Annotated in this window: 14 protein-coding genes and 1 pseudogene; 7 read left to right on the forward strand and 8 right to left on the reverse strand. The window is 63.4% G+C overall.

The annotated features are described in order from the left end of the window. Window positions 1-62: 62 nt before the first annotated feature. Both BLQ01_RS22745 and BLQ01_RS21075 read right to left on the reverse strand, forming a co-directional pair. A pseudogene (locus tag BLQ01_RS22745) lies at window positions 63-227 on the reverse strand (IS256 family transposase); the annotation flags it as partial. 164 nt (window positions 228-391) lie between these two features. Then, window positions 392-1,126, reverse strand: a complete 735-nt coding sequence (locus BLQ01_RS21075) for a hypothetical protein (protein ID WP_091554199.1) — start codon at window positions 1,124-1,126, stop codon at window positions 392-394. A gap of 195 nt (window positions 1,127-1,321) precedes the next feature. On the opposite strand from BLQ01_RS21075, the gene BLQ01_RS21080 reads away from it, so the two are divergent. Both BLQ01_RS21080 and BLQ01_RS21085 read left to right on the forward strand, forming a co-directional pair. Next, entirely contained in the window at window positions 1,322-1,939 is a 618-nt protein-coding gene (locus BLQ01_RS21080) for a DUF47 domain-containing protein (protein WP_026541678.1), read from the forward strand. A gap of 1 nt (window position 1,940) precedes the next feature. Beyond that, complete coding sequence (locus BLQ01_RS21085; RefSeq protein WP_091554202.1) at window positions 1,941-2,957, forward strand: inorganic phosphate transporter; 1,017 nt, start codon at window positions 1,941-1,943, stop codon at window positions 2,955-2,957. A gap of 171 nt (window positions 2,958-3,128) precedes the next feature. Here the strand turns inward: BLQ01_RS21085 and pstB are convergent, their stop codons facing one another. From pstB to pstS, 4 genes are all read right to left on the reverse strand, one after another. After that, window positions 3,129-3,908, reverse strand: coding sequence for a phosphate ABC transporter ATP-binding protein PstB (gene pstB, locus BLQ01_RS21090; RefSeq protein ID WP_011772968.1), 780 nt, complete (start codon window positions 3,906-3,908; stop codon window positions 3,129-3,131). Window positions 3,909-3,981: 73 nt separating this feature from the next. After that, on the reverse strand, window positions 3,982-5,085 hold the full coding sequence (gene pstA, locus BLQ01_RS21095; protein WP_026541676.1) for a phosphate ABC transporter permease PstA: 1,104 nt from the start codon (window positions 5,083-5,085) through the stop codon (window positions 3,982-3,984). Beyond that, window positions 5,086-6,018 carry a phosphate ABC transporter permease subunit PstC gene (gene pstC, locus BLQ01_RS21100; RefSeq protein ID WP_026541675.1) on the reverse strand — a complete coding sequence of 311 codons (933 nt, stop codon included), beginning with the start codon at window positions 6,016-6,018 and terminating at the stop codon, window positions 5,086-5,088. Window positions 6,019-6,180: 162 nt separating this feature from the next. Continuing rightward, the gene (gene pstS / locus BLQ01_RS21105; protein ID WP_026541674.1) at window positions 6,181-7,302 is read right to left on the reverse strand and encodes a phosphate ABC transporter substrate-binding protein PstS; all 1,122 of its coding nucleotides are present in this window, start codon (window positions 7,300-7,302) and stop codon (window positions 6,181-6,183) included. A 247-nt stretch (window positions 7,303-7,549) separates the two neighbouring features. Between pstS and BLQ01_RS21110 the strand changes: the two genes are divergently transcribed. From BLQ01_RS21110 to BLQ01_RS21125, 4 genes are all read left to right on the forward strand, one after another. Next, complete coding sequence (locus BLQ01_RS21110) at window positions 7,550-8,677, forward strand: FUSC family protein (RefSeq protein WP_026541673.1); 1,128 nt, start codon at window positions 7,550-7,552, stop codon at window positions 8,675-8,677. Between the two features lie 110 nt (window positions 8,678-8,787). Beyond that, on the forward strand, window positions 8,788-9,486 hold the full coding sequence (locus tag BLQ01_RS21115; RefSeq protein WP_043433230.1) for a phosphatase PAP2 family protein: 699 nt from the start codon (window positions 8,788-8,790) through the stop codon (window positions 9,484-9,486). Between the two features lie 32 nt (window positions 9,487-9,518). Next, the gene (gene radA / locus BLQ01_RS21120) at window positions 9,519-10,892 is read left to right on the forward strand and encodes a DNA repair protein RadA (RefSeq protein WP_026541672.1); all 1,374 of its coding nucleotides are present in this window, start codon (window positions 9,519-9,521) and stop codon (window positions 10,890-10,892) included. A 54-nt stretch (window positions 10,893-10,946) separates the two neighbouring features. Continuing rightward, window positions 10,947-11,570 (forward strand): Pr6Pr family membrane protein, encoded by a 624-nt coding sequence (locus BLQ01_RS21125; protein ID WP_026547984.1) that lies wholly within the window; start codon window positions 10,947-10,949, stop codon window positions 11,568-11,570. A gap of 24 nt (window positions 11,571-11,594) precedes the next feature. Here the strand turns inward: BLQ01_RS21125 and BLQ01_RS21130 are convergent, their stop codons facing one another. Together BLQ01_RS21130 and BLQ01_RS21135 are read right to left on the reverse strand one after the other, a co-directional pair. Continuing rightward, window positions 11,595-11,990 (reverse strand): hypothetical protein, encoded by a 396-nt coding sequence (locus tag BLQ01_RS21130; RefSeq protein WP_139183529.1) that lies wholly within the window; start codon window positions 11,988-11,990, stop codon window positions 11,595-11,597. A gap of 71 nt (window positions 11,991-12,061) precedes the next feature. Beyond that, on the reverse strand, window positions 12,062-12,739 hold the full coding sequence (locus BLQ01_RS21135; protein WP_091554205.1) for a TetR/AcrR family transcriptional regulator: 678 nt from the start codon (window positions 12,737-12,739) through the stop codon (window positions 12,062-12,064). Window positions 12,740-12,967: 228 nt separating this feature from the next. On the opposite strand from BLQ01_RS21135, the gene BLQ01_RS21140 reads away from it, so the two are divergent. Next, the gene (locus tag BLQ01_RS21140) at window positions 12,968-14,509 is read left to right on the forward strand and encodes an amino acid permease (protein ID WP_091554208.1); all 1,542 of its coding nucleotides are present in this window, start codon (window positions 12,968-12,970) and stop codon (window positions 14,507-14,509) included. Window positions 14,510-14,594: the final 85 nt, after the last annotated feature.

A 14,594-nucleotide genomic window follows, 5' to 3' on the forward strand; every position in this document is an offset into this window, starting at 1 on the left:
GTGCGGCGCCGGAAGGAACGGGCCGTGCCAAACGAGGTCGCGGCTGACTGGTTCGACGTGCCCAGCAGCCAGCCAAGGAACGCGTCCAATTCAGCTCTCCGGCTCACATCGGGACGTTCACCCGAGCGGCTCGCCCCGCACTTCAAACACCGGTACCGCTGCTTACCGGCAGCTGTTTTCCCGTTCCGAACCAGCCCGCGGCCACAAATCAAACACTCCAGAGATATGCAAGCACCCCAGCCACCCTAAGCTTCAAAAGCTTAGCTACCCCGGATTTCCCGCGCGATCACTGGGAAGCAAGCCCCTCCCATACACACGTTTTGTCCTATAACCCCCAAACGCAGAATGCCCGGGCCGGCACTGGGCCAGACCCGGGCGAAGCCGCAAGGAACTACTTCAGCGTTACGGTGGTTTCTGCCTTTTCCTTCTTGGTGTGGTCCAGCTTGCCGTCAGCGCCGGCAGGAGTCATGGTCGCCGCGATCTCCGTTTCCTTGCCCGCCGTGTAGGCAAAGTTCTCGGCAATGTTGAACGACTCCCCCGGCTTCAGCACGAACGGGGCCTCTTCCTTCAGCTTGGTCCCGCTGCTGGAGAGCCCATGCTTCTTAAAGCCATCGCTGCTGGAATCCGAGGGCATACCGCCAAGATACTTCCAGTCCGTGTACTTGGCCGACGGAGTAATCAGGGAATGGCTCAGGGGAATATCGGCCGAGGACGTGTTGGTGACAACGTAGTTCAGGTACACCACCGGATCACCCTTCTTCAGCAGGTTCTCCTTGGTTTCCTTGTCCACGAACATGCTGTCCTTGGACGCCACATCCGTGGCCACCTGGTAAACGTCCACACTGAAGCTCTCGCCCTTGAAGTTCCCGAGCTTCTCGCCGGCATCTGAAATGGGGAGCGCCCAGGCCGCCGCAGTGTACTCACCCGAGGAAGTACCGGCACCCTCCGAAGAAGCTCCGGACGGCAAGGCCGACGACGACGAGGATGGCGCCGACGCCGACGAAGAAGGAGAAGACGATCCGGAACCACCCGTCGTCGAGCCCGCCGTGGTGGTGCCGCAGGCACTGAGCGCGAGCAGTCCAGCTGCTGCGATGCTGGTGATTTTTACAACATTATTGAGACGCATAGTTCCCCCATTGAGTGGATTAATCCGGAGCTTTGCCAGTCTTTCACAGTGCGGGCTGCGCTGCGATGGGGACTTCTGCCCTCCATGCCCCCTGCCCTTCGCGGGAGCACTCTACGGACCGGTAAAGTTGGGACCGAAATGGGCTGCGTCAAGTCAAGCTGCCCACGCCCATCCGTCCCCAGCCCGGAAAGCGATATGAAGCTGCGCCTTTTCCCACAGGAACCTGCCGGGCTCGTCCTCCTCGCGCAGATGGCCGGCGTGATCGTGGCCGGCACCGGGACGCTCTCCGAAATACTCGGAGCCCCCGCCAGCGAGCACGAGCGCCTGGCCGAAGAACTGCACGAGCACGAGTCCAAGTCCCTGGACCTGCACTTCGCCCTGCTCACGCATATGCGCACCAGCTTTGTGAACCCCCTCCCCCGCGAGGATATGTACACACTGTCCCGCCACCTCACCGAGGCCATGGAGAAGCTTGACGCCGCCGGAGACCTGGTGGCCATCTACAAGCTGGACCGGCTCCCCAAGCGGGCAGCCGATCAACTGGAGATCATCAGCCGGCAGGCCGAGCTCACCGTGGACGCGATGCGAAAGCTGGAGGACCTGGACGAGCTCGAGGATTATTGGATCGAGATCCTCCGGCTGGCCAAACGGGCTGAACGGACTCACCGCATCTGGGTTGCGGAGATGCTCAAGGACATGAAGTCCACGCAGTACGCACGGCACCGGGACATCGCCAACCAGCTGGTGGAAGTTACCAAGGACATGCGGAAGGTCGCCACCCAGGTAGGCAGCATCATCGTCAAGGAATCATGACGTGACCATCGCTATCCTGGTCCTGGTAATTGGCCTGGCTTCCGGGTTCGCATTCCTGAACGGCTTCCGGGATGTCTCCAACGCCGTCGCCCTGTCCACGCGGACCCGTGCTCTTACTCCTTCAATCGCCGTGCTCCTGGCCGCGATCTTCAACTTTGCAGGTGCCATGCTCAGCGGCACCTTCATCCTGGCCTTCACCCAGTCCTGGATCACGCTCCCCAGCGGCACCAGCGGCTTGACCATCCTCGCCTCAGCGCTCACCGCCTCCATCCTGTGGGGCGTTTATGCGTGGTGGAGGGGTATCCCTTTGTCCTCCACCAATTCCTTGGTTGGCGGGCTGATCGGCGCCGGCGCAGCCAGCGTGCTGGTGGGTGGTAACGCAGTGGACGGCATGGATAACGTCATGCTCACCCAGGTTGTGCTGCCATTGGTGCTGTCTCCGCTCATCGCGTTCGCAGCCGCGTACCTGTTGGTGTGGCCCGTCACGTGGGCAGCGCGTTACACGCAACCGAACGTGGTCAACCGGCGATTCCGCCGGGGCCAGGCGATCTCCGCCGCTGCCGTGGCTTTTGGCCACGGGCTCCAGGACGGTCAGCGCACCGCCGCGGTCATGGTTCTTGCAGTGGTGGCCGCGGGGTTGTCCGGCGGGAATGACGTGCCGCTCTGGATCCTCCTGCTCACGGCCCTCATGCTCACCGCGGGGACCATGTTCGGCGGTTGGAGGATTTCCCACACCCTGGGCCACAAACTGATCAGGGTGGATCCGCTGCGGGGCTTTGTGGCACAAACCTTGACGTCCGTGATGTTGTTCATCGGCGCAATCGGGTTCCACCTGCCGCTGTCCACCACCCATACGCTGACCGCGTCGGTGCTGGGTGCGGGCGTGAACCAACGGTTCCACACCGTCAACAGGCGCTTGGTCCGGAGAATCCTGCTGTTCTGGGTGGCTACGCCCCTGGTCACAGCCGCAGCCGCCTTCATCCTTGAGCTGGCGTTCTCGCCCCTCGCGGACCTGTAACCCCCGGGCCTCCCCCAACTGAGTAACAGCAAACGCGCAATGAGCGCTCATTGCGACGTTTGCTGTTACCTACTTGGGCAAGAAAAAACGACGGCGGCCGTACCCCCAAGGCGACGGCCGCCGTCGTTATCTGCCGACTCCCCCCATAGAAGCCGGAACCTGCGGAACCCTTTATCCGAAGCGGCCGGAGACGTAGTCTTCCGTTGCCTTCTGGCCGGGGTTGTTGAAAATGCTGGTGGTGTCAGCGAACTCGATCAGCTTGCCGGGCTTGCCCGTGCCTGCGATGTTGAAGAACGCGGTCTTGTCAGAGACACGGGCGGCCTGCTGCATGTTGTGGGTCACGATCACCACGGTGTACTGGTCCTTGAGCTCGTTGATGAGGTCCTCAACGGCCAGCGTGGAGATGGGGTCCAGCGCGGAGCAGGGCTCGTCCATGAGGATCACCTGGGGCTCCACGGCGATGGCGCGGGCGATGCAAAGGCGCTGCTGCTGGCCACCTGAAAGGCCGGAGCCGGGCTTGTCCAGGCGGTCTTTGACCTCGTTCCACAGGTTGGCGCCCACCAAGGACTTCTCCACCAGGGCATCGGCTGCGCCCTTGGAGATCTTCTTGTTGTTCAGCTTCACGCCGGCCAGCACGTTGTCGCGGATGGACATGGTGGGGAACGGGTTGGGGCGCTGGAAAACCATGCCCACCTGGGTGCGGACAGTCACAGGGTCCACGCCGGGGCCGTAGAGGTTGTCGCCGTCCAGGAGGACTTCGCCTTCTACTCGCGCGCCGGGAAGGACCTCGTGCATGCGGTTCAGGGTGCGGAGGAACGTGGACTTGCCGCAGCCGGACGGGCCGATGAAGGCCGTTACGGACTTGGCCTGGATGTTGATGTTGACGTCCTCGACGGCCAGGAAGTTGCCGTAGTAGACATTCAGGTCTTTGACGTCGATGCGCTTGGACATGGTGTTCCTTTGTTCCTTGGGGGTGTGGAAGTTTTTGTAGGGGCCGCTGCGGATCACCGCGCGGCCTGCCCGGTCAGCGTCCCGTCTTGGGAGCGAACAGGCGGGCGATGAGGCGGGCTCCGAGGTTCAGGAGCATCACCAGGATGATCAGCACCAGCGCGGCGCCCCAGGCACGCTGGTCCGACGGCTCAGGATTGGACGGCGACGTCGGGTTGAGGATCTGGGTGTAAATGAAAGTGGGCAGCGAAGCCATCCATCCACCGAACACGTTGTTGTTGATGGTGGTGGCGAAACCTGCCGTCACCAGGATCGGGGCGGTTTCGCCGATCACGCGGGCGATCGCGAGGGTGACGCCTGAAGCGATACCGGAGATCGCCGTCGGAATAACCACCTTGGTGATGGTGCGCCATTTACGGACGCCCAGCGCGTAGGACGCCTCGCGGAGCTCGTTCGGGACGATCTTGAGCATTTCCTCGCTGGAGCGGACCACAACAGGGATCATCAGGACTGAAAGCGCGACGGCGGCTACCGCACCGGTCTTGGTGCCGGGGCCCACGATGGCGAAGAAGAACGCTGCCGCGAAGAGGCCGGCCACGATCGACGGGATGCCGGTCATGACATCCACGAAGAACGTGATGGCGCGGGCCAGCGGACGGTCGTTGCCGTACTCCACCAGGTAGATGGACGTCAGGAGGCCTACGGGGACCGAGATCACCGTGGCAAGGAGCGTGATCTGGAGCGTCCCCATCAGTGCGTGGTAGATACCGCCCAGGACGGGGGCGCCTTCCTCCACTGCCTTGTTGTCGAAGGCGCCGGTGACACCGTTCATCGAAGTGCCGAGGAAGCCGGGGGTGATGAGCCCGGGGATGCCGTTGACCAGGACCGTGACGATGACGGAGACCAAAGGCAGGAGCGCAACAAGGAACGAGCCCACGACCAGGCAGGTGGCAAGTTTGTCCTTCGCTTTGCGGGAACCCTCAACGGCGGCACTCCAGGAGACCAGGCCCACGGCGAACAGGATGGCTGAGACAAGCCCCCAGCCGAAGGCATTGAAGCCGATGAGCGCCAGGATTGCCGCACCCACAACGAGCGCGACGGCCAGGACAATGTAGGGCGCGAACTTGGGCAGCTGGCCCTTGGTGAGCGCTGAGCGCTTGCGGACTACTGTGGCGGACATTTAGTTGGCTCCCGAGAATTCTTTGTGCCGGGTGATGATCCAGCGGGCGATCATGTTCACGCCCAGGGTGATGACGAACAGCACCAGGCCGGCGGCGATCAACGTGTTGACCTTGAGGCCGCTGGCTTCGGGGAAGTTCAGGGCGATTTCCGCAGCGATTGTCTGGTTTCCGGACTGGATGAGGCTGGCCGTCAGGACACCGGAGGAGAGCACCAAGGCAACGGCCATGGTCTCACCGAGTGCCCGGCCAAGGCCCAGCATGATGGCACTGATGATGCCCGGGCGGCCAAAGGGCAGCACAGCCATCTTGATCATTTCCCAGCGGGTGGCTCCCAGCGCAAGCGCTGCTTCCTCGTGCAGCTTGGGGGTCTGCAGGAAGATTTCACGGGACAGGGAAGTAATGATGGGCAGGACCATGACGGACAGGACGATGCCTGCGGTCAGGATGGTCTTGCCGGTAGCCGACGCCGGTCCTTCGAAGATGGGAATCCAGCCGAGGTAGGTGGCCAGCCAGTCGTAGGCCGGTGAGATTTCCTTGGCCAGGAAGGCTGCACCCCAGGCGCCATAGACAACGGAGGGGATGGCGGCGAGCAGGTCCACCACGTAGCCCAGGCCCGATGCGAGGCGGCGGGGAGCGTAGTGCGAGATGAACAGTGCCACGCCGATGGCCACGGGGGTGGCGATGACGAGCGCGATGACTGCGGCAATGAGGGTGCCCACCACGATCGGGGCAATGTAGGCGAAGAAGCCGTTGCCGCCCTGGATGTCTTCTGCGGGGGCGGTGAGCGCGGGGATCGCCTGCACCACAAGGAACAATGCGACTCCGAAGAGAACCGCGAGAATCAGGCACCCTGCGGCCATGGCGGCCCCGGAGAAAACCTTGTCCCCGGCGCGTCCTGCGCCTTGGGAGGTTGTCAGGGAGTTGGTGGTCACTTCACGTTCCTTCAGTCTGGAGTGAACTGGTCTTACATGGCTAAGTTCCCTGCCCCGCGGAGTGGACCAGCCAGTGGCTGTGGCCGCCGGCTCTTTGGGCCACTCCGCGCGGGACAGGGAACTTCAGTGTTCAGCCGGGTTCAGTAAACCCGCCGGGAAACCTTAGGACTTGGCCTTGATGGTTTCGATAGCGGCCGTAGCCTTGTCCTGCAGCGTCTTGGACAGCGGCGCCGACTTTGCGGCGTCAGCTGCGGTCTTCTGTCCTTCGTCGGAAACGACGTAGCTTTCGAAGGCCTTGACCAGATCGGCAACTTCCTTGGTCTCGTAGGTGGTGCACACAACGTGGTAGGAGACGAGGACTACGGGGTAGGCGCCCGCTGCGGTGGTCTTGCGGTCCAGCTTGATGGCGACGTCGTTTGCGGCGCGGCCGTCAACGGGCTTGCCGGCTTCGACAGCCTTTGCGGCAGCGTCGGCGGAGATCTTGACGAACTCGTCGCCCACCTTGATGGAGGCGGTGCCCAGCTTGCCGGAGACAGCGGAGTCATCAGCGTAGGTCACGGCACCGGGGGTGTCGGTGACGGTCTTGACGACGCCGGAGGTGCCCTTGGCGTTCTCGCCGGCCAGGCTTGCGGGCCAAACGCCGGCAGCCTTGTCCGTCCAGACCTCAGGAGCGGCAGCTGCGAGGTAGTCGGTGAAGTTGGTGGTGGTTCCGGAGTCATCGGAGCGGTTCACCGGGGTGACCTTGAGGTCCGGCAGGGTGACGCCTTCGTTGAGGGCGGCGATTGCGGGATCGTTCCACTTGGCGATCTGGCCGCGGAAGATCTTGGCGACCGTCGCGGCGTCGAGCTTCAGTTCCTTGACGTCAGGGATGTTGAAGGCGACGGCGATCGGGGAGATGTACACCGGGATGTTGATGGCGCCGTCGGGGCCGCACTTGGCCTTGGAGCTCTCCAGCTCCTCGTCCTTGAGGTAGGCGTCGGAGCCGGCGAACTGTGCCGAACCGTCGATGATGGCCTTGCGGCCTGCGCCGGAACCATCCGGGGAGTACTGGACCGTAGCGCCGGAGTTGGCAGTGGCGAAGCCGGCCTTCCAGGCGTCCATGGCTGCGCCGGTGGAGGAGGCGCCGATGCCGGTCAGGGTGCCAGTCACCTTGGTGCCGGATGCTGAAGTCTGGGTGCCGCCAGTGGTGCCCGTTGCGTTGTCTGAACCGCAAGCAGTGAGCGCGAGAGCGCCGGCTGCGATGACCGCGATTGCCGCGTTGCGGCCGAAGTGAGTTGCCTTCACTTGGATGTGCCCCTTCCAGGGATTCTTCGATGCGGGCCGAACGGAGATTTCGGCGTGCGCGAGCTGAGGACCTTTTGTTCCTTTACTGAAGGTAAGGAGCGCAGGTAACGGGATCTGCGGTGAAAGGTAAACGGAAGGTGAACGACGGCGGACCATTGGGTTATGTGGCGCGCGCCACCTTGAGGGGCGGGCGGGTTGGGGTTTGCGCCTGCGCCGGAACCCAGGCCGGGCAAATAGACTGGAGGGCATGGCCGCCGCGAAGGGATTTTCCGCAAGCAAGAGGTTCCTGCGCGCAAGGGTCCGGACGGGTTTGGTCCGCAGCCGGAATTCCCTGACTCCTGCCATCCAGATGACGGTGTGCGCCGTGGGTGCCTACGCTTTCGCGGAATACGTGCTGGGCCATCAAGGACCGCTGTTCGCTGCTACTTCTTCCCTGATTGCCCTCGGCTTCTCGCGTGATCCGCGGTTGCGCCGGGTGATCGAGGTGGGCCTGGGCTGCACGTTGGGCATCGTGGTGGGTGACCTGCTGCTCCACTGGCTGGGCGCCGGGATCTGGCAGGCCGCCATAGTCCTGCTTTTCTCCATCCTGCTGGCCAGGTTCCTGGACAGCGGGACTATTTTTACCACCCAACTGGGGCTTCAGTCGTTGTTGGTGGTGCTGCTGCCTGCGCCGGCCGGCGGGCCGTTCACCCGCAGCCTGGACGCCGTGGTGGGTGGCGTTTTCGCGTTGCTGGTGACCATCCTGGTGCCGAAGGATCCACGGCGTGAGCCCCGCAAGGACGTCCAGAAGATCCTCCATGAACTGGCGGAAGTGCTGCGTGAATGTGGCAAGGCACTGACTGAGAGCGACTCCACCATCGCCTGGCACGCACTGATCCGCGGGCGCAACTGCCAGCCGCTGGTGGACCGGATGCGGCAGACATTGCGCGCTTCCGGTGAAGTGGCAACCCTGGCACCGGCACACCGCAGGCACCGCGACGAGCTCGCCGGGCTGGAGCACTCCCTGGAGTACATCGACCTGGCCCTCCGTAACAGCCGGGTGTTTGCGCGGCGGCTCACCAGCGCGATCAACCACGCCGCCCTCTCCGATGAAGCGATCGACAGCATCTCCGAGGTACTGCAGGAAACGGCCGCCGCCATCGATGAGATGACCATTGGATTGTCCGAGCAAAGCGAGGGGACCCGGCGGGTTCACCTGCGCCGGGCCCGGAACGACCTCTCGGACATAGCCGCCCGCCTTCATCCCAAGATGCTCGATGTCCAGAGGCTCGAGGGCGAGACGGTCGTCATGCTGTTCCGGCCCCTCATGGTTGACCTGCTGGAAGCCAGCGGCATGGAACCGGATGAGGCCCGCGCGGTGCTTCCGGCGCTGTAGCCTCCGCCGAGGTGGCAGTTAATGGCAATCCCACGGCCTGGCATTGTCATTAAGTGCAAGCTCGCGGAGCCATTCAGAGAAGCCCCAGCCCTGTTTGGCAGAATGAACCGATGATCACTGCCATTTCCACGCGCTTCCGGCCCGCACCGGCTCTCCGTTTGCGGCAGCGGACCCTGTTCCTGTGGGCTGCCGGGTTGCTCGTTGCCGGGGATGCGGTGTTCTGGCTGATGTTTGCCGCCGTGCTTTCCGAGACCGGCCTGGCCACCATGGATGGCACTGTCCACAGCTTCATGGTGGATTCCCGCAACCCGTTGCTCACCGCCGTGCTGACTGCCCTGAGCATTGTGACCTCGCCCGGTTGGGTAGCGGGCATTGGTGCAGCGGTGGCGGTTGCATGGATGGTGTGGAAGAGGGAATTTTGGCGGCCGGCGGTGCTGATGGGAGCCATGCTTCTGGCGGTCATTCTTTCCACCTTGGTCAAGCAGGATGTGGGCCGCTCCCGACCGTCGTCGTCCGATTTCCTCCTTGGCCCCGACGACGCACTCTCCTTCCCCTCGGGCCACACCCTGGGCGCAGGCATCTTCGCGCTGGTCCTGACGTACTTGCTCGTTTCACGTTCGGGTTCGCGGGCGACGGCGGTGCTCGCCTTCGCCGGCGCCGCTTTGCTGACGCTGATGGTCGCCTACAGCCGGCTTTACCTCGGGTACCACTGGCTCACCGACGTGGTTGCATCCCTTGGACTCGCGCTCGGAGTGACGGGGATCGCCGTCTTCGTCGACGCAGCCCGGCACGGTGGCCGGCGCGGCTAATACTGTCAGTCCCCGCCACTACGCTTGAACCCATGGCTTCCAAGACGTCCCGCGCATCCAAAACACCCGCCTACAAGTGTGCCGAATGTGGCTGGACTGCCATCAAATGGGTGGGTCGATGCGGGGAATGCCAGGCGTGGGGAACCGTTGAGGAGTACGGCGCCACGGTAGCGCGTACGACGGCGGCAGCTACGGTTTTGGAGCCGGCCCGCCGTATCGCCGAGGTGGATGGGACGACGGCGGCCTTCCTGCCTACCGGCGTGGACGAGCTGGACCGTGTTTTGGGCGGAGGGCTGGTCCCTGGTGCCGTCATCCTGCTTGCCGGCGAGCCCGGCGTAGGAAAATCCACGTTGCTGTTGGACGTAGCGGCAAAGTTCGCGCGCACCGGGCAGGACGTCCTCTACATCACGGGCGAGGAATCGGCGGCCCAGGTCAAACTCCGTGCGGAGCGGATCGACGCCGTCGCCCATACTCTTTACCTGTCCGCGGAAACGGATCTTGGCCAGGCGCTGGGGCAGGTGGAAAAGCTTGAACCCAAACTGCTCATTGTGGACTCGGTGCAGACCCTGAGCAGCGCGGACGTAGAAGGCAGCGCCGGTGGCGTGTCGCAGGTGCGCGAGGTTGCAGCGTCCATCATCTCCGCTGCCAAGCGGCGCAACATGACCACGCTGCTGGTGGGCCATGTGACCAAGGAAGGCACCATCGCCGGACCCCGTTTGCTGGAGCACCTGGTGGACGTGGTGTGCCAGTTCGAAGGCGAACGCCACTCGCGCCTGCGGCTGCTCCGGGCCGTAAAGAACCGTTATGGTGCCACGGACGACGTCGGATGCTTTGACCTGAACGAGACCGGCATTGAGGGGTTGGCTGATCCCAGTGGGTTGTTCGTTTCACGGACCCGGGAACCCGTTTCGGGCACCTGCATCACGGTGACCATGGAGGGCCGCCGGCCCTTGCTGGCAGAGGTTCAATCGCTCTTGGCCGAGAGCGCCAATTCGCAACCACGACGGGCCACCAGCGGATTGGAGAGTTCCCGCGTAGCCATGCTGCTGGCAGTCCTCCAGCAGCGTGCCGGGTGCATGCTCCACAAGGACGATTCCTATGTGGCAACAGTGGGCGGCGTGAAGCTGACCGAACCGGCAACAGACCTGGCCGTTGCCCTGGCCGTTGCTTCGGCCAAGTCCCGGAAGGCCCTCCCCCAGCGTTTGATTGCGTTTGGAGAGGTGGGCTTGGCCGGTGAGGTCCGTCCTGTTCCCGGGATCAACCAGCGCATCCAGGAAGCACACCGGCTCGGCTTCACCCACGCCATTGTCCCGGCCAGTCCGGCAGGGGCGGGTGTTATTCCGGACGGCTTCTCCGTGCGCGAGGTGGGCCACCTTGCCGAGGCCTTGGAATTGCTGATCACGTAGCTGTTCCGGGGTGTCGGGGCTGTTCGTGGCGCGGGGTCGGCAAGGATGGGGAACATGACCAAACGGAATGTGCTTATCGGGGGACGCTTTTTCTTTGGCCTGCTGACCTTGGTGGCAGTGGGAACGCAGCTGACAGTTCACTTGGGCCTGGGCTATGACCTTTGGAACTTCTTCAGCTACTTCACCAACCTGTCCAACATCTTCGCAGCCTTGGTGCTCCTCATCAGCGGCTACCGGGTGCTGATCCGGAAGAGGCCCACCGAAGCGGACGATGTCACCCGTGGCACGGCCACGATCGCCATGGCCGTAGTGGGGCTGGTGTTTGGTGCGCTGCTGGCGGGCGAAGACCTCGGTTCCCTGCTCCCCTGGGTCAACTTTGTGGTCCACTACCTGATCCCCGTGGTGATGGTGGCTGACTGGCTCTTCCAACCGCCGCGGGCAACCCTGCAGCTCAAACACGTTTGGTACTGGCTGCTCTACCCCATCGGCTACCTGGTCTACAGCCTGGTCCGGGGCGCCTTCGTCAACTGGTACCCGTACTGGTTCATCGACCCGGCCCGCGCAGGCGGATGGGGTGGCGTGGTGGTGTTCGCCCTCGCTATTTCCGTTGGCTTCCTGGTGGTAAGCTTGGCGATGCTGTGGCTCGGGAACAAACTCAAGCGGCAGGTGGATTACTAGGCGCTTTTCGCTGGAAGGGCCGGATCAGAGGCGGCCGACGGCCCAATGGTCTACTGCCCAGCTAAGTGAGATGCGAATTTCAATAGGTTTACCGTCCGCGGCCGTTGCCCTAATTGTGGTGTGGTAGTAAGTAGTTCCGCCCGGGGACTCGTAAGAGACTTCGTAACCCGTGTCCTGCACGCCGCCCCAGGTGGCGACCCAGTCATTGGCGGAGTAAGCGACGCCAACAAACTCGTCGAAGGCCATGTTCTGGAGGCCTTCAACGTCCTTGGCGTGCAGGTAGGACATCACCTTCTGGACAGTGCCGTCCCGCAACTCTGGTTTAGGGATGGTGCCGGGAGTTGCGCTGTCTAACCCACATGCTGAGAACGCGGTCAGCACCAAGGCTAGGGCAATGACTTGGAATAGTCGCCTGAACATTCTGCGGCTCTCCAATCTATGTGCGCAGGCCATAGTAGGTGGCATAGCGAACGAGAAGGCCAGCACGTCCATCATTTGCCATCTCCGGCTGCTGTTCTCGCGATGAGTTCGTCGCTGGCAGCCCTCACCGCCGGGAGTTTTTCCCTCAGGCCGGCAAGGATCATCACCGTGTCGGCCGTGGTGGACGCCGAGTCCTTGGAGATCAGCCCGTCCGCGCGGAGGTTGATCAGCGACTCCACCAGCCGAAAAGCAGTGTCTCCGAGGTCCGGGTCCCCAAGGGAGGATGCAACGCCCCGCCCCAACTCCCCATAGATGGTCCGGAGTTCAGTCCGTGCTGCCATGAAGGGCTGGAAGATTTCCGCCCTGGCCTCCGGCAGGTGGTAGAGGACCCCGAGGTTCCAGCGGGAAGTGCAGAGCTGCGAACCGTCGAAGAGGACCACTGCGTGCAACTGTGCCGCAGAAGCTTCCAGGCCGTCGTCGGAATGATCCCGCATGGCGCGGGCGAAATCCAAGCTGGTGGAAACCGTCCCGCCGAGCAGCTCCCCGAGGATCTCGTCCTTGGTGGAGAAGTGGTGATAGAGCGATGACTGCCGGATTCCTACCGCGTCAGCAATAGCCCGGGTGGAGGTGTTGGCGAACCCCTGGCTTGTGAAGAGCTCAGCCGCAGCGTCGAGGATTTCGTCCCGTGCAGTAGCTCCCGGACGTACCGCTTGCTGTTTTCGGGGGCGTCCCGGTCCGGTTGTAGTCACGCTTTCATTCTTGCATCGCAGCATCACCAAAAAGGCCGTTCCGGGAGTCCCGCAGAGACGGTGAGAATTCCTTTACATTCCCGAAACGAGCGGTAACCAAGGCTTTACATTGCCGAAACGCCGTGGGGACACCGCGCTGGAAAACTATCAAGTGACCGATATTCCGGAAGGGTAGTCAAACCTTCTCCGGGCTGGTCCCACATCCCGTTCCAGACACGGAGAAACCCGATGACTTCCACCCTTTCGACGACGGCCAACCGCACCGACGACGCAGACCTGACAGCCCTTGGCTACCAGCCCACGTTGCACCGCAAGCTGGGCCGTTACGCATCGTTTGCCGCAGGTTTTTCGTTCGTCTCCATCCTCACCACCATCTTCCAGCTCTTCGCCTTCGGCTATTCCTTCGCCGGACCGGCCTTCTTCTGGACCTGGCCGGTTGTGCTGGTCGGCCAGCTACTGGTGGCCCTGAACTTCGCCGAACTCGCCGCCCGTTACCCACTGTCCGGCGCTGTCTACCAGTGGTCGCGCCGCATGGGCGGTGAGGTGGTGGGCTGGTTTGCCGGCTGGTTCATGTCGATCGCCCAGGTCATTACAGCTGCGGCGGCGGCAATCGCCCTCCAGGTGGTCCTCCCCCAGTTGTGGGACGGCTTCCAGATGGTAAGCGGTGACCCCGCGTTGGCGTCCCCCACCGGAGCAGCCAACGCCGTCATCCTCGGCGCCATCCTCCTGGTCATCACAACAGTGATCAATTGCCTCGGCGTGAAGCTGATGTCCCATGTGAACTCCATTGGCGTCACCTGCGAGATTGTGGGCGTCGCGGCCGTCATCCTCGCCTTGTTCTCAGCCGCACAGCGCGGCCCTGAGGTAGTGGCGGACGTCAGCGTTGTCACCACCTCAGACCTCGGCGCCGTGGGTGCCTTCCTCGTCTCCGGTTTGATGGCCGCCTACGTGATGGTGGGCTTCAACTCCGCCGGCGAACTGTCGGAGGAAACCAAGAACCCCCGCAAGACCGCACCGCGCACCATCCTGTCCGCGCTCATCATTTCGGGCATTGGTGGCGGACTCATGATTATCGCCGCACTGATGGCAGCGCCAAGCCTCGACGACGGCCGGCTCGCCACCGAAGGACTCCCCTACGTGCTGACGGCTGTGTTGGGCACGTTCTGGGGCAAGGTGCTCTTGGTGGACGTGGCAATCGCCATCTTCGTCTGCACCCTGGCCATCCAGACGGCAGGCTCACGGCTGGTGTTCTCCATGGCCCGGGACGGCAAGCTCCCGGCCTCGGCCAGCCTCGCAAAGGTCCATGCCAAGCGCGGAACTCCCATGTGGCCCTCCATCGCGATTGGAGCCTTGGCTGTGGGAATCCTGGCCATCAACATCGGCAACTCCGCGCTCTTCACCACCCTCTGCAGTGTGTGCATCGTGATGGTGTACCTGGCGTACCTGATGGTCACGGTCCCGCAGCTGCTCAGCCGTTTCCGGGGCGACTGGGACCGCGTGGGCCAGACCATGCCGGCAGGGCTCTTCTCCTTGGGCCGTTGGGGACTGCCCGTCAACATCCTGGCCGTGCTCTACGGCGCCCTGATGGTCATCAACCTTTCCTGGCCACGCCCCGAGGTGTACGACCCCTCCGGCGAACACGGGATCCTGCTCTTCTCCGCTCCCCTCATGGTTGGCGCAGTCCTGCTCCTGGGCATCTGGGTGCGGCGGAATATCCGGATCCGGGAAAACAAGGCCGCAACGGCTGCGGAATCCACCAACGCCGGCTGACCCCGCCACCGCCGGTTCCGCCTGACCCCCACTGCCAGCACCAGCAGAGCCTCCGTACCAGCTCCTGTTCCAGCACCAGTACAGA

Origin of the sequence: Arthrobacter sp. UNCCL28, assembly GCF_900102805.1 — a bacterium.
Lineage (GTDB): Bacteria > Actinomycetota > Actinomycetes > Actinomycetales > Micrococcaceae > Arthrobacter > Arthrobacter nicotinovorans_A.

Excerpts from the sequence above, each read along its gene's own strand:
- BLQ01_RS21110 (WP_026541673.1), top strand. The coding sequence starts at position 7,550 with ATGGCCGCCGCGAAGGGATTTTCCGCAAGCAAGAGGTTCCTGCGCGCA.
- BLQ01_RS21130 (WP_139183529.1), bottom strand. The coding sequence starts at position 11,990 with ATGTTCAGGCGACTATTCCAAGTCATTGCCCTAGCCTTGGTGCTGACC.
- BLQ01_RS21125 (WP_026547984.1), top strand. The coding sequence starts at position 10,947 with ATGACCAAACGGAATGTGCTTATCGGGGGACGCTTTTTCTTTGGCCTG.
- pstA (WP_026541676.1), bottom strand. The coding sequence starts at position 5,085 with ATGTCCGCCACAGTAGTCCGCAAGCGCTCAGCGCTCACCAAGGGCCAG.
- BLQ01_RS21140 (WP_091554208.1), top strand. The coding sequence starts at position 12,968 with ATGACTTCCACCCTTTCGACGACGGCCAACCGCACCGACGACGCAGAC.
- BLQ01_RS21075 (WP_091554199.1), bottom strand. The coding sequence starts at position 1,126 with ATGCGTCTCAATAATGTTGTAAAAATCACCAGCATCGCAGCAGCTGGA.
- pstB (WP_011772968.1), bottom strand. The coding sequence starts at position 3,908 with ATGTCCAAGCGCATCGACGTCAAAGACCTGAATGTCTACTACGGCAAC.
- BLQ01_RS21080 (WP_026541678.1), top strand. The coding sequence starts at position 1,322 with ATGAAGCTGCGCCTTTTCCCACAGGAACCTGCCGGGCTCGTCCTCCTC.
- radA (WP_026541672.1), top strand. The coding sequence starts at position 9,519 with ATGGCTTCCAAGACGTCCCGCGCATCCAAAACACCCGCCTACAAGTGT.
- BLQ01_RS21115 (WP_043433230.1), top strand. The coding sequence starts at position 8,788 with ATGATCACTGCCATTTCCACGCGCTTCCGGCCCGCACCGGCTCTCCGT.